Here is a 20,468-nt window from a genome sequence, read left to right as displayed (position 1 = left end):
AAACCCGTGCCCCCGCGCAGGCGGGGGCCCAGGGCCAAGAACGCCAACGTCAGCCCGCTTGACCCTGGGCCCCCGCCTGCGCGGGGGCACGGAGTTAAAAGAGCATGACGCCAATAGCATCGTCGACTCGTCCCCGCCTGCGTGGGGCACGTCGGCGATGGAACGGCGGACGTGCGCCACCCGCAAAACCCCACACGCCCCGCGTGCGCGACGGATCACCCGACGCCCCGCTTGACGCCACCCCCCGAACCACCCCAACAGCCTTGTCATGCTGTCGAAATCTCCGTCCGCCGCTTCACCGGTCCTGCCGCTCGCCATCGCGCTGGTTGCAGGGGGATTGGCGGCGGCGCTGATCCTGTGGACCATCGGCAGCGTGCCCGTCGCGATCGGCTTCGTCGCCGCGGCGATTATCCTTGCCGGCATCGCGCTCGGCCTGCGCCGCTGGACCAGCGATAGCGTGGCGGCAGAACCCGTGGTCGACTGGTCGCTGGCGCAGACGCTGGCATCGGTCAGCCCGCATGCGCTGGCGGTCACCGACCGCGCCGGGCGGCTGGTTTGCGCCAATGATCGCTATGCCGCGCTGTTCGGCGGCTATCCGACGCCGCCGGGCGTGCTGGGCGATGGCGTCGATGCCAGCGCGCTGGCTGGCGCCGCGCGGGCGGCATGGCGCGATGGCGATGCGAAGGTGACCGTGCGACAGGGCGACGCGTCCATCGTGGCGACGCTCGCCCGTGCCGGCGAATCGATGCTCGTCTGGCGCTTCGAAGGGGGGCAGGTGATTGCCGAGGCGGTGACGATGCGCGCGATGATCGCGGGTGACGCCGGCGAGCGGCTGGGCACGGCCGGGGTCATGGTCGCGCTGCTGAGCGCTGATGGCCGCATCCGCGCCGCCAACCGCGTGTTCCGCGCCCGCGCCGTCGGGAACGAGGATGCCACGATCGAGGGGCGCGACTTCGCCCGCTTCCTCGTCACCGACAACCGCGGGCGGGTCCGCTTCGAACGCGAAGGGCTGGGCGGCGACCCGTTGCGCATCGTGCAGGTGCCGTTCGTCGACGATCCCGCCGGGCCGATGCTGGTGGCGATGCTGGACGAAGAGGAAGCGCCGGTCGGCCTGATGCCGATCGCGGCGCCGGGATCGGCTGCGCAGGTCCGCGCGCTCGTCTCGCTGCTGCCGGTCGGCATGGCGCTGGTCGATCGCGACGGGCGCTTCCTGCACATGAACGACGCCTTCATCCGCGCGACCGGCGTGAACCCGGTCGCGCCGCCGCTCTATCCCGGCGACCTGGTGGTGCGCGAGGACAAGGCCGCGCTCGCCGATGCCGTCCGCCGCTTTGCCGGGGGCGCGCAGCATAGCGCCGACATGGCGGTGCGCCTGAACGATCGCACCGACGAACCGGTGGCGCTGTCGATCGCCGGTGCGCGCGGGTTGGGCGAGGCCGCCGTCGTCCTGTCGCTGCGGGACACGGGCGAGGAGGGCAAGCTCAAGCGCCAGGTCGCACAGGCGACCAAGATGCAGGCGGTCGGCCAGCTGGCGGGCGGCGTCGCGCATGATTTCAACAACATCCTGACCGCGATCATCGGCCATTGCGACCTGATGCTGATGCGCCATGCGCCCGGCGACAGCGATTATGACGACATCCAGCAGATTCGCGCCAATTCGAACCGTGCCGCGAGTCTCACCCGCCAGCTGCTCGCCTTCTCCCGCCAGCAGACGCTGCGCCCGCAGGTGCTGCAGCTGCCCGACGTGATTTCGGAGGTGTCGAACCTGCTGAAGCGTCTGCTCGGCGAAACGGTCCAGCTCGTCGTCAACCATGGTCGCGGGCTGGGGTCGGTGCGTGCCGATCCGGGGCAGCTCGAACAGGTCGTCGTCAACCTCGCGGTCAATGCCCGCGACGCGATGCTCTCGCAGGGCGGCAACCGCAACGTGCTGACGATCGAGACGCTGGCGACCAGCGCGCAGGAAGTCCGCGCGATGGACGACGACGTGCTGCCGGTCGGCGATTATGTGACGCTGAAGGTGTCCGACACCGGCACCGGCATCCCCGCCGACGTGCTGCCCAAGATCTTCGAGCCGTTCTTCACGACCAAGGAAGTGGGCAAGGGCACCGGCCTCGGCCTTTCCACCGTCTATGGCATCATCAAGCAGTCGGGCGGCTATATCTTTGCCGAATCGCGTGCCGGGCAGGGGTCGACCTTCACCATCCACCTGCCGGTCCATGCCGCCGCCGCCGAACCGCCGCGGCTGGGCACGAACCCCAAGCTGAAGGCAGAACCGGCCGAGCCTGCTTGGGGCACCGGCACGATCCTGCTGGTCGAGGACGAGGACATGGTCCGCGCGATCGCCGAACGCGCGCTGACGCGGCAGGGCTATACCGTGATGACCGCCGAACATGGCGAGGCGGCGCTGGAACTGCTCGCCGACCGGCCGCATATCGACCTGTTGATATCCGACGTGGTGATGCCGACGATGGATGGTCCGACGATGGTCGGCCATGTCCGCAAAGTCTATCCGACGCTACCGATCCTGTTCATGTCGGGCTATGCCGAGGAACAGTTGCGCCGTTCGATTGATCTGGATCAAGTATCGTTCCTGCCAAAGCCGTTTTCGGTGCAACAATTAGCCACCGCCGCGCGCGATGCGCTGGCAAAGTCCTGAACAGCCCGCGAATTCGGTTGCAGTGTTCCTGCTTTGACCGCTAAAGGGCGGCCGTTATGACCTCGCCTGCGCGTATCCTCCTGGTTGAGGACGAACCCCTGATCGCCATGATGCTCGAGGATTTCCTCGACATGCTCGGCCGCACCGTCGCCGGCACCGCCGACAGCGTGGCGGCCGCCGTGTCGGCGATCGACAAGGGCGGCATCGACGGCGCGATCCTCGACGTGCACCTGCGCGGCGGGGAAAAGAGCTGGCCGGTTGCGGATCGCCTGGCGGCGGCGGGTATCCCGTTCGTGCTGGCGACCGGTGGATCGGGCGACACTATCGAACCCGCCCACCGCGACCGCCCGGTCCTGTCGAAGCCGTTCACGATGGACGCCGTGGAAAAGGCGCTGAACGACCTGGCTTGACCTTTCTGCCGATCCGGCACGGGATTGATTGACAGGGCAGGCCGTCCGGGCGAGCATGATCCATGCTGTCCACGATCCTGCTTGCGGTCGCACAGACGACCGCCCCGCCGCCCGCCGCCTTGGCCGAGGAGATCGTGGTCGTCGGCCACCGTGCGACGGACGCGCTTGCCGCCTGCCTCGCACGCAAATGCCCGCCCGCCGAGGATGTCGAGGCATCGCTTCAGGCGTCGGTCGAGCAATTCTCGGCCGGGCGCTATGCGCAGGCTCGGCATGTGTTGCTCCGGTCGATCGCGCGGAACCGCCGCCATGCCGCTGACCTGCCCGGACCGGTCTCCAGCCTATATGCGACGCTTGCCACCGTGGCCGAGCATGATGGGTATCCGCGCGAGTGGATGTATGCGTCGCGCGGCAACGTCCAGATCCTTCGCAAATATCTGGGCCCGTCCAATCCGGCGACCTTGCTGGAGGAAATGACCTTGGCCCGCAATCTGCTCGAAAACGGCAATATTTCCTCGGCAACCGGTGTCCTCACCAAGGTACAGCGCCTCGCGCTCGACAGCGGAAAGACAGACCTCGCGGCAGGGGCCACGTTCCGCCTGGCGTGGCTGGAAATGGGATTGGGCAACCAGAAGCGCGCGATGCGGCTGATGGACGAGGCCATGGCCATTGCCGGCCCGGCGAATCGCGCGATGAACGACCTGCACGCGATATTCCTGGCGCGCATCGCCCTGCACAAGGACAAGGGCGATGCCGGTGGGATCGATGCGGTGGCCGCACGGCTCCGCCAGTCGGCGGTCGCCCGTCCGACGCTATTGTCGTCGCAACCGGTGGAGGACGTCCAGGCGCCCGCCGGTATGATGTCGAACGGTGCCGCGACCGGCGATATCCGACTGGCCGATGTGGGATACTGGATCCGACCGGACGGGCGAACCGCGGATGCCGAAATATTGACTACGTCCGGACTGGGGCAGTGGGAACGCGCCGTGCTGCAACAGGTCCGCGCACGACGATATATTCCGCTGGAGGTTCCGGCTGGGCATCCCGGCATCTATCGGATTGACCGTTTCACGATCCGGTCGGCCTTTGACTTCGTGACCGGTTCGCGGATTGCGCAGCGTGCTGGCCGGGCCACCACCCATATCGTCGACCTGACCGAAACCGAAGCGATGAGCGCGGCACAGAAGCGGCGCGTGGCGGAGGCTGTCGACACCACCAGCAGCTGACGGCAGATGCCGAACGTCGGCGTGCCCTCGTTCCTCCGTTTCGCAAGCTCGGGACGCGCAATGAGACTCGCCCGGATCGCCGCGCTGGCGCTCGTTCTTGGCGCTTGCCGCGTGGGCGATGCCGGTACCCTGGTGCCGATCGATGGCGGCAGGATATCCGGTGACGGCATGTCCGTCCGGGAAGGGCGGGTCGTCGCGGTCATCCAAGGGCAATGGGCGGCGGAGGCGTCACAGGCGCTGCAGTTGCGATATACCAATGGCGGCATCCAACCGGTTCGGGTCGAACTTGCGCCGCTTCGTCTGCGCCGGGGCGGGGAAGAGGCTGCCTTGTGGTCGGTCTCCGACATGGCGGGGGTGAACCGGTCTGACGGGCGTACCGACAATGATGTCCCGCCGGTGCTCTACGATGCGGGTAGTGCCACTACTGCACCGACCCTGACCGTGCCGGCAAAGGACGAGCGCTCCCTTGCGATCGGCTTTGCCAATTTTACAGGCAAGGAACGCATCCGTGCGGGCGATATTGTCCGTCTCGACCTTCCCATGCCTGGTCGGACCCATCACATCCGCTTTCGAGCGGAATAGTGGGGCCAACTCAATGCTCCACGAACTCGCCCTCCGGCAGCAGGTCGCGTACCTCCGCCGCGATCGGCTGTATCGACGTGCAACGCCGGGTGGACAGGACCTTGGCGCCACGGCGGACGACCAGCCCGGAGTCTTCCCTGGGATAGTTCAGCCCGTCCGCGCCGAATCCGGTTCGCACGATCCGGTCGAACAGCGTGTAGCTATGGCCGGCATTGCGCGCCGTGACCTGCAACTCGCCGCCGCCCGAATAGCCGGTACTGGCCCAACGCAGGTCGGATGCGGTCAGTTCGACCCGCCCGGGTCGGCCATAGCGATATGTGGCGGTCGATCCCCGCGCGCAGATCGACACCTGCCGCGTCCCGATCGCGCAATGGGCTATCACGGTTTCCCGGGGTTCGCAAAGCGATGCGTTCGCGCGCGAGGCGGCTACCGGTCGCTGCCGCACCGGTTCCGATCCCGCCACCGCTGCGGTTGCCATCCCGGCCGCCACGCCAACCCAGATCCATGCTGCCATGTCGGTTGCCCCTTTATCCCCGTCGCCCGATCGTTGCGCCACCAAGCCACCGCGTCAACAGCCGCTCTTGCGGAGCGGGAACAAAACGAATACATGCAAATCCAACAAGGCGCGTTGAACCCTCGGCGCGGTTGCTCTACGCGAAAGGCTGGACATGGCGGCAAATCTGAAGGCGGTCGATAGCAAGATGGCGGCAGCGAACGACAAGGCGGCGGGCGAACGGCAAAAGGCGCTCGACGCCGCGCTGGCGCAGATCGACCGGGCATTCGGCAAGGGTTCGGCGATGAAGCTGGGCCAGAAGGAAGCGATGCAGGTCGAGGCGATCTCGACTGGCTCGCTCGGCCTGGACATCGCGCTCGGCGTCGGCGGCCTGCCGCGCGGCCGCGTGATCGAAGTGTACGGGCCGGAAAGCTCGGGCAAGACCACGCTGGCACTGCACGTGCTGGCCGAGGCGCAGAAGGGCGGCGGCACCGTCGCCTTCGTCGACGCAGAACACGCGCTCGATCCGGTCTATGCGAAGAAGCTGGGCGTCAACATCGACGAACTGATCGTGTCGCAGCCCGATACCGGCGAACAGGCGCTGGAAATCGTCGACACGCTGGTCCGGTCGAACGCGATCGACGTGCTGGTGGTCGATTCGGTCGCCGCGCTGGTGCCGCGTGCCGAAATCGAGGGCGAGATGGGCGACAGCCATGTCGGCCTGCAGGCGCGGCTGATGTCGCAGTCATTGCGCAAGCTGACCGGTTCGATCAGCCGTTCGCGCTGCATGGTGATCTTCATCAACCAGCTGCGCATGAAGATCGGCGTGATGTACGGCAACCCGGAGACGACGACCGGCGGCAACGCGCTGAAGTTCTACGCCTCGGTTCGCCTCGACATCCGCCGCACCGGGCAGATCAAGGACCGCGACGAGATCATCGGTAACACGACCCGCGTGAAGGTCGTGAAGAACAAGGTCGCCCCGCCGTTCAAGCAGGTCGAATTCGACATCATGTATGGGCAGGGCATCTCGAAGATCGGCGAGATCCTCGACCTGGGCGTGAAGGCCGGGCTGGTCGAGAAGTCGGGCGCGTGGTTCAGCTATGACAGCGTGCGGATCGGACAGGGCCGTGAAAATGCCAAGAACTTCCTGACCGAACATCCCGAACTCCGCGACAAGCTGGAGGCGGCGATCCGCCAGCGCACCGAAAAGGTCGCCGAGGAAATGATGACCGGCCCCGATGCCGAGGATGGCGACGACGATATGTAACGGGCAGGGCGGCGATCCGATGGGTCGCCGTCCGCTTGTCGTCACGGCCGGTCGCCTTTGTCGTGCAGGCGACGGATCGTTTGGCGAGTGTGAACTTTGTGAACTTTGCCATTCGCACCGCGCGCAACCGGGGGTTCCATGATCGTCGTCCATCACCTTGAAAATTCCCGTTCGCAGCGGGTGCTCTGGCTGCTGGAAGAGCTGGGCCTGCCCTATGCGGTGAAGCGCTATGAACGGAACAAGGCGACGATGCTGGCCCCGCCCGAATTGCGCCGTGTCCATCCCTTGGGCAAATCGCCGGTAATCGAGGACAGCGATGCCGGGGCGGCGGGCGGGGCGCTGGTCGTCGCTGAAACCGGCGCGATCGTCGAATATCTGGTGGAAAAGGCCGACGGCCGACTGGGCATGCCCGCGCATCGCCGCAACGCACTGCACTACCGCCATTTCCTGCACTATGCCGAAGGCTCGCTGATGCCGCCGCTGCTGGTCAAGCTGGTGCTGGGCCGCGTGCCGCTGCTGGGCAAGGCCGCGCAGAAGAAGGTGCAGCCGATGATCGACGTCCATCTCGATTATGTCGAACAGCATCTGGCCAGCCATGACTGGTTCGCCGGCGATGCGATGACCGCCGCCGACATCATGATGAGCTTTCCGCTGGAGGCGGCGCGCAACCGTGCCGGTCTCGATGCTTCGCGTCCGCACGTCATCGCTTGGCTCGACCGCATCCACGCCCGCCCGGCCTATCGCGCCGCGCTCGCCGCCGGTGGGGCCTATGCCTATGCCTGAGCGATCCGCCGCAGAGGGTCGGCGATCAACGCTGCCGGGCGGTCGGGCTGCTCCAGCGGGATGAGGTGCGCGGCATCCGCCACCACTTCCACCCGCCCGGCCGGGTACTGCGGCAGGTTCAGCCGCCGCTGTGCCACCTCGCCCAGATCGCCGTTCTCCGCACCGGCAACGATCAGTGCGGGTATCGGCAGCGATCCGACTTGGCGGCTCCAATCCTCCCGGCTGCCACGTTCCAGCCAGCCGGTCCACTTTGCCGGACGGCTCTGCCGCACCGCCTCTATCGCCTGATCGCGTAGCGGCCTGGGCAATTGGCGTCGACGAATGTCGCAGCATCTTCGGCGGTGATGGTCCCGTCGGCAAACCAGTCGATCATTCGCACCCGCCGCGCCTCGTCGATCGGTTCGGGCCACGGGGGCGATGCCGCGACCAGCACGACGCTGGCCACCGTCGTCCCGGCGGTTTCGGCGAGCGACGATCGTGGCGATCTTGCCGCCCATGCTCTGGCCGACCAGCACGCACGATCCGGCCCGCGCGACGATCGGCCGCACCGCATCGATCATCCCGGCGACGTCGCCTGATCCCGCGTCGACGGCTGTGCCGAAGCCGGGCAGGTCGATCGCGATCGACGGTATGCCACCCAACCGCGCGCAAACTGGGTGCCATGTCGCAGCGCTTATCCCGAGCGCGTGGACGACGATCAGGGCCGGAACGGGCTTGACCGGTCGCTGGCAGCAAACGGGATGGGACGGCAAACTGCCCCGCCCCGCCGGGTTCCCTCATGCCGCCAACTCGGTCACCGTCATCGATCTGACACTCCGGCGTCACCAATTCGTGACGCAACCGTCACCAATATAACCGCAATGATGCGTACCGGACGCGCAGCACCACCGCCGTTGCCGTTTCCGGGAAAAATGAAGATGATCCATCCGTCCGTGTCGCTGCTCGCCCTCACGCTCGCGGCCGTCATGCCCGCCACGGTGTCGGCGCAGCAGGCCGACGCATCCACCAGCGCGCGTGAGGCCGAGGGTGCCGAGCCGTCGACGATCGTCGTTACCGGCGGGCGGACGCGTACCGCGGTCGAGTTGCCGGGCGTCGAGATGCAGAAGATCCTGCCCGGCGTCAGCCCGCTCAAGGCGATCCAGACGCTGCCCGGCGTCCTCTACATCACCGCCGATCCGTGGGGGAACAACGAACAGAACGCGCAGCTCTTCATCCACGGTTTTGCTGCCAATCAGCTCGGCTATACGATGGACGGCATCCCGCTCGGCGATCAGAGCTATGGCAACTATAATGGCCTGTCGCCGCAGCGCGCGGTGATTTCGGAGAATGTCGGTCGCGTGGTCGTCGCGACCGGCGCGGGCGATCTCGCCACGCCGTCGAACAGCAATCTGGGCGGTACGGTCGAGACCTATTCGGCCAACCCGCTGGCCACGCCGGGGATCGCGGCGGCGCAGACGGTCGGCAGCTACGATACGTCGCGCACCTTCGTCCGGCTCGACACCGGCACCTTCGGCGGCACGAACAGCGCCTACGTCTCGGGCGTGCGGCAGCGTGCGCGGGCGTGGGACTTCAACGGTATCCAGGGCGGGTGGCAGGCGAATGCCAAGTTCGTGCATGACGACCGGATCGGGAAGCTGACACTGTATTTCGACTATAACGACATGACCCAGCCGAACGAGGACGCGACGGTGTTCTTCAAGCCGTCGGCCGGCGGCACCGCTACGTCGACGCAGCTCTACACGCCCTATACCAAGCCGTTCTTCTACCCCGATTTCAACGGCTATCGCACCGGGTATCTCAGCACGCTCGGCAATTCGCCAGCAGCGCAGGGCGGCAATTACCGCAACTATTATTCGGATGCGCAGCGCACCGACTACCTCGCCTATGGCCGTTACGAGGCGCGGCTGGCGCCCAACGCCACGCTGTCGCACACCGCCTATTACCACCATAATGACGGCGCCGGCGTGGTGGCCGGGCCGCTCGGCCAGTCGATCACGACCGCGCAGGCCTATCTCGACCCGGCCTATGCCACGCTGCCGTCCAACTGCCGCTTTTCCGCCAACAACAACGGTGTGCGCCCGTCGAGCTGCACCGCGCTGACCGCGCAACAGGCCGCCGCCGCCGGTGCCGCCCTGGTCGCGGCGACCGGCGGATCGGGCCTCATCACCCGCACCACCGAATATCGCATCGATCGCTGGGGCGTGATTTCGGCGCTCGACGTCGATCTGGGCGCGCACAAGATCGAGCTGGGCGGCTGGTTCGAACATAACAGCACGACCCAGTGGCGTCGCTGGTATGCGGTCGATGCGAATAATCCGGGCAACAGCACCCCCTATATCCGCCCGCTGGAGGTCGCACAGCCGCTGTTCACCCAATATCAGGGCGAGGCGAAGATCGAGCAGCTGCAGCTCCACCTGCAGGACAGCTGGCAGGTGTTCGACCGGCTGCTGGTGCAGGCCGGGTTCAAGACGAGTGCGCAATGGGCGTCGGGGCGCTATCCGGTGCAGCCGCGCGTCGGATCGCTGTCGGGCCTGACCAGCACGCTGCCGGAAGGGCGGATCAACACGCTGCGCTGGTTCCTGCCGGCGGTCGGTGCGAAGTTCGACCTGAACGGCAGCGAGGAACTCTATGCCAACGCGCAGAAGAACCTGCGCCAGTATCAGGCCTATCTGGCGGGCGGCGGCGGCCCGTGGTTCACCGGCAGCCAGACCGCGTTCAACGCCTTTGCCCAGAATGGCCGTCCCGAAAGCAGCTGGACCTATGAAGCGGGACTGCGCTCCAACCGTAATCTGGGCGGCGGACTGTCGCTCAGCGCGCAGGTCAATTACTATCATGTCGATTTCCGCGATCGATTGCTTGCCATCTCGACCAATCCGGGCGGGATCGCGGGCGGTGCGATCACCGGCGGGACGTCGATCCTGGTCAATGTCGGCAATGTGAAGACCGACGGCATCGACGCCGCATTCACCCTGCGCGCCGGGCAGCTTTTCTCGCTGTACAACGCGACGTCGTACAACCTGTCGAAATACCAGAGCGACTATACCTCGACCGCCAGCGGGATCGGCGCCGCGACCGACACCTGCATCGGCGGCTTCCTCGTGACCAATGGCGTCGTGCCGACCTGCGGCAAGCAGCTGCCCGGCATTCCGAAATGGATGAACAAGACGGTCGCGAACCTGACGCTGGGCCCGATCGATACGCAGGTGATCGGCGATTATGTCGGCGCGCGCTATGCGACGTTCAGCAACGATGCGCGCGTGTCGTCCTATTTCCTGACCTCGCTGCGGGTCGCCGCGCGCGTGCCGGACGCCATCCTGCCGCTGCGCAAGGCGGAGCTGGCGCTGAACGTCACCAACCTCACTGATGCGCGGGGCAAATCCACGCTGTCGGTCGGATCGGCGACCAACAGCTTTTCCGCCTATCCCATCCCGCCGCGCCAGTGGTTCCTGACGTTCTCGGCGGCGTACTGAACCGCCCATCCGGCACTCGTCCGAAGCGCCTGGGGTCGATCCGGCCCCCACGCGCTTCGGACAGGGCCGATCCGCCGAGCTGTCGATCGGGCTGTCGCGCGCCGGGGAAAGCCGGTAACGTGGCAACCGAATGAGTGACATGGCGGACGAACCGGGCGGCGGATTGCGCGCGCTGTACCAGCTGCACGCCGCATCGCTGCGCCGGTTCCTGCACGCCCGTACCGGCAGCGCCGATATGGCCGGCGACCTGATGCAGGAATTGTGGCTGCGGATCGACACGGTGGCGAGCGGGCCGGTGGTCGACGGTCGCGCCTATCTGTTCCGCATTGCCCAGAATCTGGTGCTCGACCAGCTGCGCGAACGCCGCCGGCGCGAAGGTCGCGAACGGGCATGGGCGGACGAGACGCTGGGCCAGCGCGCCGACGCCCCCGAACCGGTCGAGCCGACGACCGCGCTGGACATCGCGATCCGGCAGGAGGAGGCGCGGCGGCTGGCCGGGGCCATCGCCCGCCTGCCGTTCGGGGCGCAGCGCGCGTTCCGGCTGCACAAGCTGGAAGGATTGAGTCATGCCGAAACCGCCGAGCGGCTGGGCATCAGCCGCAAGGGGGTGGAAAAGCATATGGCGACGGCGATGCAGCATCTGCGCCGGCTGCTCGACGAGCGGGAGGTAGGGTGATGGGCGCAGCGCGGCGTCTTTTCGGATATGACAGGCCCGTGCGACGGGGATCGCGGTGGCCTGCGCGTGCAAGGATGGGAACGGCATGAGCGAGACGATCGACGCGGCGGCGGCGCGCTGGTTCGCCGTGCAGGATGCCGACGACATGGACTGGGACGGCTTCACTGCGTGGCTGGAGGCGGACCCGCGCCACGGCGCGGCGTTCGACCGGCTGGCGTTGCTCGACGACGATATCGCGGCACAGGCCCCCGCGATCCGCGCGCTGCTGCCCGCGAACGACATGGCGGCGGACGTCGATGTCGCGCCGCCTGTACCTGCCCGGCGGCGCTGGCCGGTGATCGGTGGCACCCTGGCGGTGGCGGCGGCCGCGCTTGCGCTGACGATCGGCCTGCCGACCCGCACGCCCGACGGCCGCATGTGGCAGACCGGCGCGACCGCGCAGGCGGTGGATGTGGGCGAGGGGGTGCGCGTGACGATCGCGCCACACAGCCGCCTGACCGCGCGCGGCGGGTCGCAGCAGCTGGCGCTGCAGGGCGCGGCCTATTTCGACGTCGCGCACCGCGAGGACCGCGCCCTCGCCATCGCTGCCGGCCCGGTCGAGATTCGCGATATCGGCACGCGGTTCGACGTGTCGACCGACGGGCGCGGCGTCGCGCAGGTGGCGGTGGCCGAGGGGCAGGTGGCGGTTGCGGCCGGGGCGCTCGCCACCCCCCGCACCGTCGCCGCCGGGCAGCGCCTGTCGCTGATCGACGGACGCGTGGCACAGGGGCGCGCCGACCCGGCCGACATCGGCGGCTGGCGCGGCGGCACGCTCAGCTACAGCGACACGCCACTGGCGCTGGTCGCGGTCGATCTGTCCCGATATGCGGGTGCGGGTATCCGCGTCGCGCCTTCCATAGCCGACCGGCGTTTTTCGGGGGCGTTGACGGTCGGTGACGGATCGAAGCTGGTGGAACAGGTGGCGGCGATCCTCGACCTGCGTGTCGTGCGCGATCCCGATGGCGTGCGGCTGGAGCCTGCCCGCTGAGGCACAGGCTCCGGCAGTCGCTATCGACCTGCCCGCCGGGCCGATCGCCACGTCGCTGACCCTGCTCGCGCGGCAGGCGGGGGTGTCGATCGGGTCGGCGACCGGGCCGGTGCCGGGCGTCGCCCCCACCGTTCGCGGGCGGATGCCGGTCGCGCGCGCGCTGGCACGGTTGCTGGCGCATAGCGGGTGGCGGGCCCGGCGGGTCGGCCCTGCGATCTGGCGGAGCGAACGGGACGCCACGCCCCCGCCGCCCCCGCGCCGGCCCGCGCGGGTCGCGCCGCCTTCGCCCCCCATACCGGCCGATGACGGGACGGCCGAGATCGTCGTGACCGCCGTCAAGGTGCCGCAGCGGCTGGCCGACGCGCCGGTGTCGGTCGAGATTGCGGGGCGCGAGCGGCTGGGGCTGCTGGGGTCGGCACCCGATACCGGCGCGCTGGCGACGACGGTCAACGGCTTATTCACGACCAATCTGGGCGCGGGGCGCGACCGGCTGTTCGTGCGCGGTGTCGCCGACGGGCCGTTCGACGGTTTCGCCCAGTCGAGCGTGTCGGTGTATCTGGGCGATGTACGCGCGACCTATGACGCGCCCGATCCCGACCTGCGGCTGGTCGACATGCAACAGGTCGAGGTGCTGAAGGGGCCGCAGGGGCCGCTCTACGGTACCGGCGCGCTGGGCGGGGTGTACCGCATGGTGCCCGCCGCGCCCGATGCGACCGCCGCCGGCTGGGTCGACGTGCAGGGCAGCCTGACCGCCGGGATACGCGCAGCGGGTGCGGTGCAGGCGGTGGCGAACGTGCCGCTGGTTGCCGACCGGCTGGCGGTGCGCGCGGTCGCCTATGATATCGGGCAGGCGGGCTGGATCGACCAGGGCGGCCGGCGCGGGATCAATCACGGGCGCACCACCGGCGGGCGGCTGGCGGTGCGCGGCACGGCGGCCGGATGGTCGCTGGAGGTCGACGGCACGTTGCAATATGCGTTCGTGCGCGACAGCCAATATGTCGAGGGTGGCGCGACGCTGCGCCGCGCGGTGCGTTTGTCCGAACCGCAGGATACCGATTTCGCGGCGATCGGCGCGACCGCGATCGGTCCGGTCGGCGCGGCGACGCTCACGCTGACGGCCGGCGCGACGTGGCAGCAATTGCAGGCGACCTATGACGCATCGGCCAAGGCGGCGGTGCTGGGTGCGGTGGGGCCGGTCCAATATGGCGATGCGCGGCGCTATGGCGTCCGGTCGACCGAGGCGCGGCTGGCGGGGACGATGGCGGGGCTGGACTGGGTGGCCGGGGTCTCGTTGCTCGATGCCGGGACCCGGGCGACGGGAACGCTGATCCCCGGCGATCCGGCTGCCGCGACGATCCCGATCCTGCGGTTTGAACGGCAGGTCGACGAACAGGCGGTCTTTGGCGAGGTGACCGGCCATGCGTCGGCCACGCTGTCGGGCACGCTCGGCCTGCGGGTCTTTCGCTCGGCGATCGACGACCGGCGGCGCGACGACGACCGGCAGGCGGGCGAGGGGAGCTATGCCGACCGGATCATGCGGGCCAGTCCCAGCGCGTCGCGGTCGTGGAAGCCGACGCCAGCGACGCTGGTCTATGCCCGCTATGCCTCCGCGCTGCGTCCCGGCGGTGTGCAGGCGCCCGACGGGCAGGTCGCGGTGGCACCATACCGCGCCGATACGTTGCGCGAGGCCGATCTGGGCCTGCGCTGGCGCGGGCACGGTGGCTGGACGCTGGACGGGGTGCTGTTCGCCTCGCGCTGGTCGGACGTGCAGGCGGACATGCTGGCGGCGGACGGGCTGGTATCCACCCGCAACATCGGCGAGGCGCGCAATGTCGGGGCGGATGTCAGTATCGGGTGGACGCCGTGGCGCGGCATCGTGCTGACCGCCGGGATGCTGGCGCAGCATGCGCGGATCGTCGCCGGGACCGGCGGCGTCGATCCGGTCGACCGCCGCCTGCCGGTCGTCCCCGACCTTGCCGGCCATGCCGAGCTGACGGTGACGCGGGAGCGGGCCGGATGGCACTGGTCGGGCGTGCTGCGGGCACGCTTCGTCGGCGATGCGCGGCTGAACCCCGATCCGCTGGTCGTTCGCGAGACCGAGGGCAATCTGCTGCTGGGCGCGGCGTTCGGCGCGCGCCGGGGGAACTGGGCATGGCGGTGGGACCTCGACAATTTGACCGACAGTCGTGCCGACAGCTTCGCCTTTGGCAACCCCTTTACCGCCGCCGCCAGCGATCAGCGCACGCCGCTCAGGCCGCGAACCCTCTCGCTGTCGCTCAGGCGAAATTTTTGACGGGGGGCAGGTAGGGTAGCGCCGCCCGCCCGGCGTCTTGGGTGCATTCGGGAGGACCGGAATGTACCAAAGCGCGTTACGCTCGTTGATCGAGCGCCGATATTTCGAATGCCATGGCGCGGCCCCGTCGGCCGATTATCCCCGTTACCTGACCATGGGCGCGCCCGACGTGCCGCTCGCCGCGATCGGGATGCGGTCGGCGGCGGATGGGCCGCTGTTCCTCGAACGCTATCTGGCCGAACCGGTCGAAACCCTGCTGACCCGTGCGTTCGGGCGGCCGGTGCCGCGGTGCCGGGTGGTGGAGCTGGGCGATCATGCCTCTTCGCGGGCGGCGGCGACGATCGGGCTGTGGCGCGAGGCGGCGGCGGCGCTCGACGGGCAGCTGGACGTCGCGGTCGCGGTGCTGACCGCGCCGCTGCGGGCGATGTTCGCGCGGCTGTCGCTGCCGATCGTGACGATCGCACCGGCCCATGCCGCAGCGCTCGGCGCGGCGGCGGATAGCTGGGGGCGTTATTACGATGCCGACCCGATGGTCTGCGCCGGGGAGATCGCCGCCTGTCGCCGGGTGCTGTTCGGGGAGACGGGCGCATGACGCCGCTGCTGCGGGCGATCGACGCCCATGCCGCCGCGATGCCCGACGCAATCGCGATCGATGGTGACACCCGCTACAGCTGGGCCGATCTGGCGCGGTTGATCCCGGTGCTGGCCGCGACGCTCGCCGCGCGCTTTCCCGGCGGGCGTCCGGTCGCGACGCGGATCGACCATGGTGCCGACGCGTGCCTGCTCGACCTGGCGCTGATCGAGGCGGGCTGCGTTTCGCTGCCGCTGCCGCCGTTCTTCACGACCGCGCAGGAGGACCATGCGCTGGAGAGCGCGGGCGCGCAGGCGTTGTTGAGCGGGCCGGTGACGCTGTGGGGTAGCGAACTGCGGGTCGCGACCCGCGACCTGACCGGGCCGGCGGTCGCGTTGCCCGAGGGTACGGCGCGGATCACCTTCACCTCCGGTTCGACCGGCGCGCCCAAGGGCGTCTGCCTGTCGCGTGAGCATCTGTGCGGCGTCGCAGGCGCGGTGGTCGAGCATCTCGGCACGCATCACGCCGGCCGCCACCTGCCGGTACTGCCGCCGGGTATCCTGCTGGAGAATGTCGCCGGCTTCTATGCGACGATCCTTGCCGGCGGGACCTATGTCGCGCAGCCGCAGGCGGCGATCGGCATGGGCGATCCGTTCCGCCCGGACGGGGCCGCGCTGGTGCGCGCGATCGTCGGGCGGGGGATTACTTCGTTGATCCTCGTGCCCGAGCTGCTCGGCCTGCTGGTCAAGACACTGTTCGCGACCGGGGAACGGCTCCCCGCGCTGACATTGGTCGCGGTCGGCGGCGCGCGGGTGCCCGATGCACTGCTCGCCGCCGCGACCGCCATCGGCCTGCCGGTTCGGCAGGGATACGGCCTGACCGAATGCGGATCGGTCGTCTCGCTGGACGACGGCACGGCGCCCGGCAGCGTCGGGCGCAGTATCGGGTCGAACACTATCCGCCTCGCCGACGATGGCGAGGTCCTGATCGACGGGCCGCTCTTCCTTGGCACGGTCGGCGCACCGCGCGCCGCCGGGCCGCTGGCGACCGGCGATATCGGCCGGATCGACGATGCCGGACGGCTGTGGATCGAAGGGCGCAAATCCGCGCTGATCGTTACCAGCCATGGCCGCAACATCGCGCCGGAATGGGTCGAGGGCGTGTTGCTGATGCAGCCCGCGATCCGGCAGGTGCTGGTCCGGGGGGAGGGGCGTGCCGAACTCGACGCGCTGATCGTACCGGCCAGCCCCGATGCGGAAGTCGCCGCCGCCGTTGCCGCCGCCAACGGTGCGCTGCCCGCCTATGCCCGGATCGGCGCCTTCCGCGTCGTGCCGCCCTTCACCCCGGCCAGCGGCCTGCTGACCAGCAATGGCCGGCTGCGCCGTGCCGCGATCCATGCCGCCTATCCCGATGAGGAGCCTTTGATGACCCAGCCTTTCTTCCACCGCCTGGTCGCCGAAACTCGCGAGGCGCAGGCACGGTTCGCGATGACGCCGCAATTGCAGGCGGGCCTGACCGGCCGGATCAGCCGCGCCGACTACATCGCCTATCTGACGCAGGCCTATCATCATGTCAGCCACACCGTGCTGTTGATGCAGGAAGCGCGCGCGCGCCTGGTCGACCGGCCGATGCTGGTCGAGGCGCTGGACGAGTATATCGAGGAGGAAACCGGCCACGAACACTGGATCCTCGACGATATCGCCGCCGCCGGTGGCGACCGCGCGGCGGCGGCGGCAAGCGAGCCGGCCCCGGCCACCCGCGCCATGGTCGAGCACGCCTATCGCACCATCCGCGAGGGTAATCCGGCGGCGTTCTTCGGCATGGTGTTCGTGCTGGAGGGGACCAGCATCGCGCTGGCGACGCACGGCGCGAGTGCCGTGCAGTCGACGCTGGGCCTGCCGGACAACGCGTTCCGCTATCTGACGTCGCACGGCGCGCTCGACCAGGATCACATGGTCTTTTTCGAAAAGCTGATGAACCGCATCGACGACCCGGCCGATCAGGCGGCGATCATCGCGATGGCGCGCGACATGTTCGGCCTGTTCGGGGGGGTGTTCGCCGGGATCGAGCTGGAGGACACCCGTGCAGCGACTTGACGGCGCACGGGTCGCGCTGACCGGGGCGGCCGGGGGGCTGGGCGGACTGCTCGCCGACCGGTTCCGCGCGAAGGGTGCGCAGGTGCTGGGCATCGACCGTGCCATATCGCCCGCGTGCGATGAGAGTGCGACGGTCGACCTGTCGGACATGGCCGCGCTAGACAGCTTTGCGGCGGCGCTGGCCGGGCGGCGGATCGATATCCTCGTCAACGCCGCCGGGCTGCAATATTTCGGGGCGATCGACGAACAGGGCGTGACCCGGATCGCCACCGGCTTTGCGGTCAACCTCGTCGCGCCCGCCATCCTTTCCGCCGCGCTGGTGCCGCAGATGCGGGCGCGGGGCGCGGGCGGCATCGTCAATATCGGGTCGATGATGGGGGCGGTGCCCTATCCGTTCTTCACCGCCTATTCGAGTGCGAAGGCGGGGTTGAAGGCGTTCAGCCAGGCGCTGCGCCGCGAGGTTGCGGGTAGCGGCATCACCGTCACCCATGTCGCGCCGCGCGCGGTCAACACCCCGCTCAACACGCCGCAGATCCGCGCGTTCATGGACGCCACGCGGATGCGCGCCGACCGGCCCGAAGCGATCGCCGACCGCATCGTCGCCGCGATCGAACGCGGCGCGGGCGATGTTGCGATCGGCGGGATGGAGCGGGTCTTTTCCCACCTGAACGCACTCGCCCCGCGCCTGATCGACCATGGGCTGCGCGGCCAGATCGCCGCCGCCCGTGCCCTGCTGTCCCCCGTTACCGAAGGAGTATCCCGATGATCCGTCCTCTGCTTGCCGCCGTCGTCGCCTCCGTCGTCGCGGTTCCCGCCTTGGCCAGCACCGACCCGGTGATGGATGCCGCCGTGAAGCGGATCAACGACCAATGGGCGCATATCCGCTACGAAGTGCCCAACCGTGACGACCAGTATCGCCAGCTCGCCGCGCTGGAGACCCGCGCCGCGCAGGTCGTCGCGCGCTATCCCGGCCATGCCGAACCGTTATTGTGGGAAGGGATCGTGGTCAGCGAAGAGGCGGCACGCGCCAGCGTGTTCAAGCAGCTGGGCCTCGCCACCCGCGCGCGCGATATCCTGGGCAAGGCCTATGCGATCGATCCGAACGTCGCCGATGGCGGTGCGGCAATGAGCCTGGGCGTACTCTATTACCGCGTGCCCGGCTTCCCGATAGGTTTCGGCAATGCCAAGCGTGCCAAGACGTTCTTCCAGCAGGCGCTGGTGCAGGACCCCAAGGGGATGGACAACAACTTCTTCTATGGCGACTTCCTTAATTCGATAGGGGAAAAGGCCAGGGCAAAGGATTTCCTGCACCGCGCACTGAACGCGCCGGTCGACCGGAGCCGCCCGGTATGGGACGCGGGCCGTCGCGCCGAAATCCGCGACCTGCTGGCCAAGATCGATCACGGTGGCTGATCCGACCGGGCTGGCGCGGCAACTGGCCGCGCCCAGCGGCCTGACCGGGCGGCTGGTCGGTGGCCTGATGGATATCGCCAACCGCAAGCCGCTTCGCCACAGCATCGCCGCACTGGCGCCGCGTGTGGGCGAGCATGTCCTCGACCTTGGTGCAGGCACCGGGGCGGGGACCGCGCGATTGCTGCGTGCGGGCGCGCGGGTGACCGCGATCGATCATGCGCCGCTGATGGTCGCGACGATCCGGCGTCGCTTCCGCCCCGACATCGACGCCGGGCGGGTGGTCGCGCATCAGGGCGATTTCGCCGCCCTGCCGATCATCGGCGGCAGCGTCGATGCGGTGCTGGCGGTCAACACGCTGTATTTCTGGCATCGGCCCAGGGAGATCATCGGCGAGGTGCGCCGGGTGCTGCGCCCCGGTGGCCGCTTCGTCGCCTACGTCACCGATGCGGCGACGATGACCCGCTGGGGCATGGATAAGGCGGCGACGCACCGGCTGTACGATGCGGCGGCGCTGCTCGCGCTCGCCACCGCCATCGCACCCGACGGGCCGCCCCCGCGGCTGGAACCGATCACGACGCTGGGCGCCGGCGGGTTCGTCCTGTCGGTCACCCTGGCAAAGACAGCGACCGCCTCTCCGTAAGCAACCGGAGCCACGGCACCGCCAAGCGGCCAGCCATCATATCGCCGTCCCGAACACATGGCCGATCGCGCCGGTCACGCCCATCGCGATCGCGCCCCAGAAGGTGACGCGGACAACGGCCGGCAGCACGCGCGCACCGCCCGCCTTCGCGCCCAGCACGCCCAGTACGGCGAGCAGCACGAACGCCGCCACCGACACCGCGACACTGACGATATCGCGCGGGACGATCGCGGCGATCAGTACGGGCACGACGGCGCCGACCGTGAACGCCGCCGCCGAGGACAACGCCGCCTGCACCGGGCGTGCCGCCAGATCGTCGCTGAGGCCGAGTTCGTCGCGGGCATGGGCGCCGAGCGCGTCATGCGCCATCATCTGTTCCGCGACCTGCCGTGCCACCTCCGGCGTTACGCCCCGAGAAATGTAGATCGCCGCCAGTTCCGCCGTTTCCTGTTCGGGTGCGCGGGCCAGTTCGTTCCGCTCGCGCGCCAGGTCGGCGCGTTCGGTGTCCGACTGCGAGCTGACCGACACATATTCGCCGGCCGCCATCGACAGCGCCCCGCCGACCAGCGCCGCCGTGCCGGCCAGCAGCACGCTGCCATGCGTCGCGCCGCTCGCCGACGCGACGCCGACCAGCAGGCTGGAGACCGAGATGATGCCGTCGTTCGCGCCAAGGACGGCGGCGCGCAGCCACCCGGTGCGATGGACGAGGTGGTGTTCGGTGAACACCGGGTCCGCGGGAGGTGCGGTATCGTGACCGCCGGTTGCCTGATTGACCGTCATGGACGTTCCCCCGATTCTCTCTGCCACGCGATCCGGGCCGATACGGCATTTGGCCATGATCGGCACGGTTCGTCTGCAAAGATTC

General features: G+C 68.9%; 18 protein-coding genes. 15 read left to right on the top strand and 3 right to left on the bottom strand.

Annotated elements, in window-relative coordinates:
* The first annotated feature begins 268 nt into the window (after positions 1 to 268).
* From ASE58_RS03000 to ASE58_RS02985, 4 genes are all read left to right on the top strand, one after another.
* Entirely contained in the window at positions 269 to 2,656 is a 2,388-nt protein-coding gene (locus ASE58_RS03000; protein ID WP_055817720.1) for a hybrid sensor histidine kinase/response regulator, read from the top strand.
* 56 nt (positions 2,657 to 2,712) lie between these two features.
* Positions 2,713 to 3,066: a response regulator gene (locus ASE58_RS02995; RefSeq protein WP_055817717.1), complete on the top strand. Its 354-nt coding sequence runs from the start codon at positions 2,713 to 2,715 to the stop codon at positions 3,064 to 3,066.
* 62 nt (positions 3,067 to 3,128) lie between these two features.
* Positions 3,129 to 4,289: an energy transducer TonB gene (locus ASE58_RS02990; RefSeq protein WP_055817715.1), complete on the top strand. Its 1,161-nt coding sequence runs from the start codon at positions 3,129 to 3,131 to the stop codon at positions 4,287 to 4,289.
* A gap of 111 nt (positions 4,290 to 4,400) precedes the next feature.
* A complete protein-coding gene (locus tag ASE58_RS02985) occupies positions 4,401 to 4,871 on the top strand; it encodes a hypothetical protein (RefSeq protein WP_156360534.1) in 471 nt (156 codons plus the stop codon).
* A 10-nt stretch (positions 4,872 to 4,881) separates the two neighbouring features.
* Here the strand turns inward: ASE58_RS02985 and ASE58_RS02980 are convergent, their stop codons facing one another.
* Positions 4,882 to 5,385, bottom strand: coding sequence for a hypothetical protein (locus ASE58_RS02980; RefSeq protein ID WP_055817711.1), 504 nt, complete (start codon positions 5,383 to 5,385; stop codon positions 4,882 to 4,884).
* 154 nt (positions 5,386 to 5,539) lie between these two features.
* Here ASE58_RS02980 and recA point away from each other — a divergent pair, with 154 nt between their 5' ends.
* Together recA and ASE58_RS02970 are read left to right on the top strand one after the other, a co-directional pair.
* Entirely contained in the window at positions 5,540 to 6,634 is a 1,095-nt protein-coding gene (gene recA, locus ASE58_RS02975; protein ID WP_200909284.1) for a recombinase RecA, read from the top strand.
* A 138-nt stretch (positions 6,635 to 6,772) separates the two neighbouring features.
* Positions 6,773 to 7,417 (top strand): glutathione S-transferase family protein, encoded by a 645-nt coding sequence (locus ASE58_RS02970; protein WP_055817710.1) that lies wholly within the window; start codon positions 6,773 to 6,775, stop codon positions 7,415 to 7,417.
* Here ASE58_RS02970 and ASE58_RS17420 read toward each other — a convergent pair.
* Complete coding sequence (locus ASE58_RS17420; protein WP_235513468.1) at positions 7,408 to 8,058, bottom strand: alpha/beta fold hydrolase; 651 nt, start codon at positions 8,056 to 8,058, stop codon at positions 7,408 to 7,410. The genes ASE58_RS02970 and ASE58_RS17420 overlap by 10 nt on opposite strands.
* A gap of 276 nt (positions 8,059 to 8,334) precedes the next feature.
* Between ASE58_RS17420 and ASE58_RS02955 the strand changes: the two genes are divergently transcribed.
* From ASE58_RS02955 to ASE58_RS02915, 9 genes are all read left to right on the top strand, one after another.
* On the top strand, positions 8,335 to 10,887 hold the full coding sequence (locus ASE58_RS02955) for a TonB-dependent receptor (protein ID WP_055818172.1): 2,553 nt from the start codon (positions 8,335 to 8,337) through the stop codon (positions 10,885 to 10,887).
* 130 nt (positions 10,888 to 11,017) lie between these two features.
* Entirely contained in the window at positions 11,018 to 11,563 is a 546-nt protein-coding gene (locus ASE58_RS02950) for an RNA polymerase sigma factor (protein ID WP_235513467.1), read from the top strand.
* An 85-nt stretch (positions 11,564 to 11,648) separates the two neighbouring features.
* Positions 11,649 to 12,590, top strand: coding sequence for a FecR family protein (locus ASE58_RS02945; RefSeq protein WP_055817701.1), 942 nt, complete (start codon positions 11,649 to 11,651; stop codon positions 12,588 to 12,590).
* Entirely contained in the window at positions 12,544 to 14,883 is a 2,340-nt protein-coding gene (locus tag ASE58_RS02940) for a TonB-dependent receptor (RefSeq protein ID WP_156347584.1), read from the top strand. Before ASE58_RS02945 ends, ASE58_RS02940 begins: the two co-directional genes overlap by 47 nt.
* A 61-nt stretch (positions 14,884 to 14,944) precedes the next feature.
* Positions 14,945 to 15,475, top strand: coding sequence for a thermostable hemolysin (locus ASE58_RS02935; protein ID WP_055817697.1), 531 nt, complete (start codon positions 14,945 to 14,947; stop codon positions 15,473 to 15,475).
* The gene (locus ASE58_RS02930; RefSeq protein ID WP_055817695.1) at positions 15,472 to 17,550 is read left to right on the top strand and encodes an AMP-binding protein; all 2,079 of its coding nucleotides are present in this window, start codon (positions 15,472 to 15,474) and stop codon (positions 17,548 to 17,550) included. Before ASE58_RS02935 ends, ASE58_RS02930 begins: the two co-directional genes overlap by 4 nt.
* Positions 17,537 to 18,316, top strand: coding sequence for an SDR family NAD(P)-dependent oxidoreductase (locus tag ASE58_RS02925; protein WP_055817693.1), 780 nt, complete (start codon positions 17,537 to 17,539; stop codon positions 18,314 to 18,316). The genes ASE58_RS02930 and ASE58_RS02925 overlap by 14 nt, the downstream gene beginning before the upstream one ends.
* Positions 18,313 to 18,963: a tetratricopeptide repeat protein gene (locus tag ASE58_RS02920; protein ID WP_235513465.1), complete on the top strand. Its 651-nt coding sequence runs from the start codon at positions 18,313 to 18,315 to the stop codon at positions 18,961 to 18,963. Before ASE58_RS02925 ends, ASE58_RS02920 begins: the two co-directional genes overlap by 4 nt.
* On the top strand, positions 18,956 to 19,603 hold the full coding sequence (locus ASE58_RS02915; RefSeq protein WP_055817692.1) for a class I SAM-dependent methyltransferase: 648 nt from the start codon (positions 18,956 to 18,958) through the stop codon (positions 19,601 to 19,603). Before ASE58_RS02920 ends, ASE58_RS02915 begins: the two co-directional genes overlap by 8 nt.
* A gap of 36 nt (positions 19,604 to 19,639) precedes the next feature.
* On the opposite strand, the gene ASE58_RS02910 is transcribed toward ASE58_RS02915, so the two are convergent.
* Positions 19,640 to 20,383, bottom strand: coding sequence for a VIT1/CCC1 transporter family protein (locus tag ASE58_RS02910; protein WP_082467581.1), 744 nt, complete (start codon positions 20,381 to 20,383; stop codon positions 19,640 to 19,642).
* Positions 20,384 to 20,468 lie beyond the last annotated feature (85 nt).

The sequence above is a fragment of the Sphingomonas sp. Leaf9 genome (assembly GCF_001421355.1).
GTDB lineage: Bacteria > Pseudomonadota > Alphaproteobacteria > Sphingomonadales > Sphingomonadaceae > Sphingomonas.
The sequence above is the reverse complement of the archived record's forward strand: the minus strand, read 5'-3'. Positions and strand labels throughout refer to the sequence as shown.

Excerpts from the sequence above, each read along its gene's own strand:
- ASE58_RS02945 (WP_055817701.1), top strand. The coding sequence starts at position 11,649 with ATGAGCGAGACGATCGACGCGGCGGCGGCGCGCTGGTTCGCCGTGCAG.
- ASE58_RS02910 (WP_082467581.1), bottom strand. The coding sequence starts at position 20,383 with ATGACGGTCAATCAGGCAACCGGCGGTCACGATACCGCACCTCCCGCG.
- ASE58_RS02920 (WP_235513465.1), top strand. The coding sequence starts at position 18,313 with ATGATCCGTCCTCTGCTTGCCGCCGTCGTCGCCTCCGTCGTCGCGGTT.
- ASE58_RS02980 (WP_055817711.1), bottom strand. The coding sequence starts at position 5,385 with ATGGCAGCATGGATCTGGGTTGGCGTGGCGGCCGGGATGGCAACCGCA.
- ASE58_RS02970 (WP_055817710.1), top strand. The coding sequence starts at position 6,773 with ATGATCGTCGTCCATCACCTTGAAAATTCCCGTTCGCAGCGGGTGCTC.
- ASE58_RS02955 (WP_055818172.1), top strand. The coding sequence starts at position 8,335 with ATGATCCATCCGTCCGTGTCGCTGCTCGCCCTCACGCTCGCGGCCGTC.
- ASE58_RS02950 (WP_235513467.1), top strand. The coding sequence starts at position 11,018 with ATGAGTGACATGGCGGACGAACCGGGCGGCGGATTGCGCGCGCTGTAC.
- ASE58_RS02930 (WP_055817695.1), top strand. The coding sequence starts at position 15,472 with ATGACGCCGCTGCTGCGGGCGATCGACGCCCATGCCGCCGCGATGCCC.
- ASE58_RS03000 (WP_055817720.1), top strand. The coding sequence starts at position 269 with ATGCTGTCGAAATCTCCGTCCGCCGCTTCACCGGTCCTGCCGCTCGCC.
- ASE58_RS02935 (WP_055817697.1), top strand. The coding sequence starts at position 14,945 with ATGTACCAAAGCGCGTTACGCTCGTTGATCGAGCGCCGATATTTCGAA.
- recA (WP_200909284.1), top strand. The coding sequence starts at position 5,540 with ATGGCGGCAAATCTGAAGGCGGTCGATAGCAAGATGGCGGCAGCGAAC.
- ASE58_RS02995 (WP_055817717.1), top strand. The coding sequence starts at position 2,713 with ATGACCTCGCCTGCGCGTATCCTCCTGGTTGAGGACGAACCCCTGATC.
- ASE58_RS02990 (WP_055817715.1), top strand. The coding sequence starts at position 3,129 with ATGCTGTCCACGATCCTGCTTGCGGTCGCACAGACGACCGCCCCGCCG.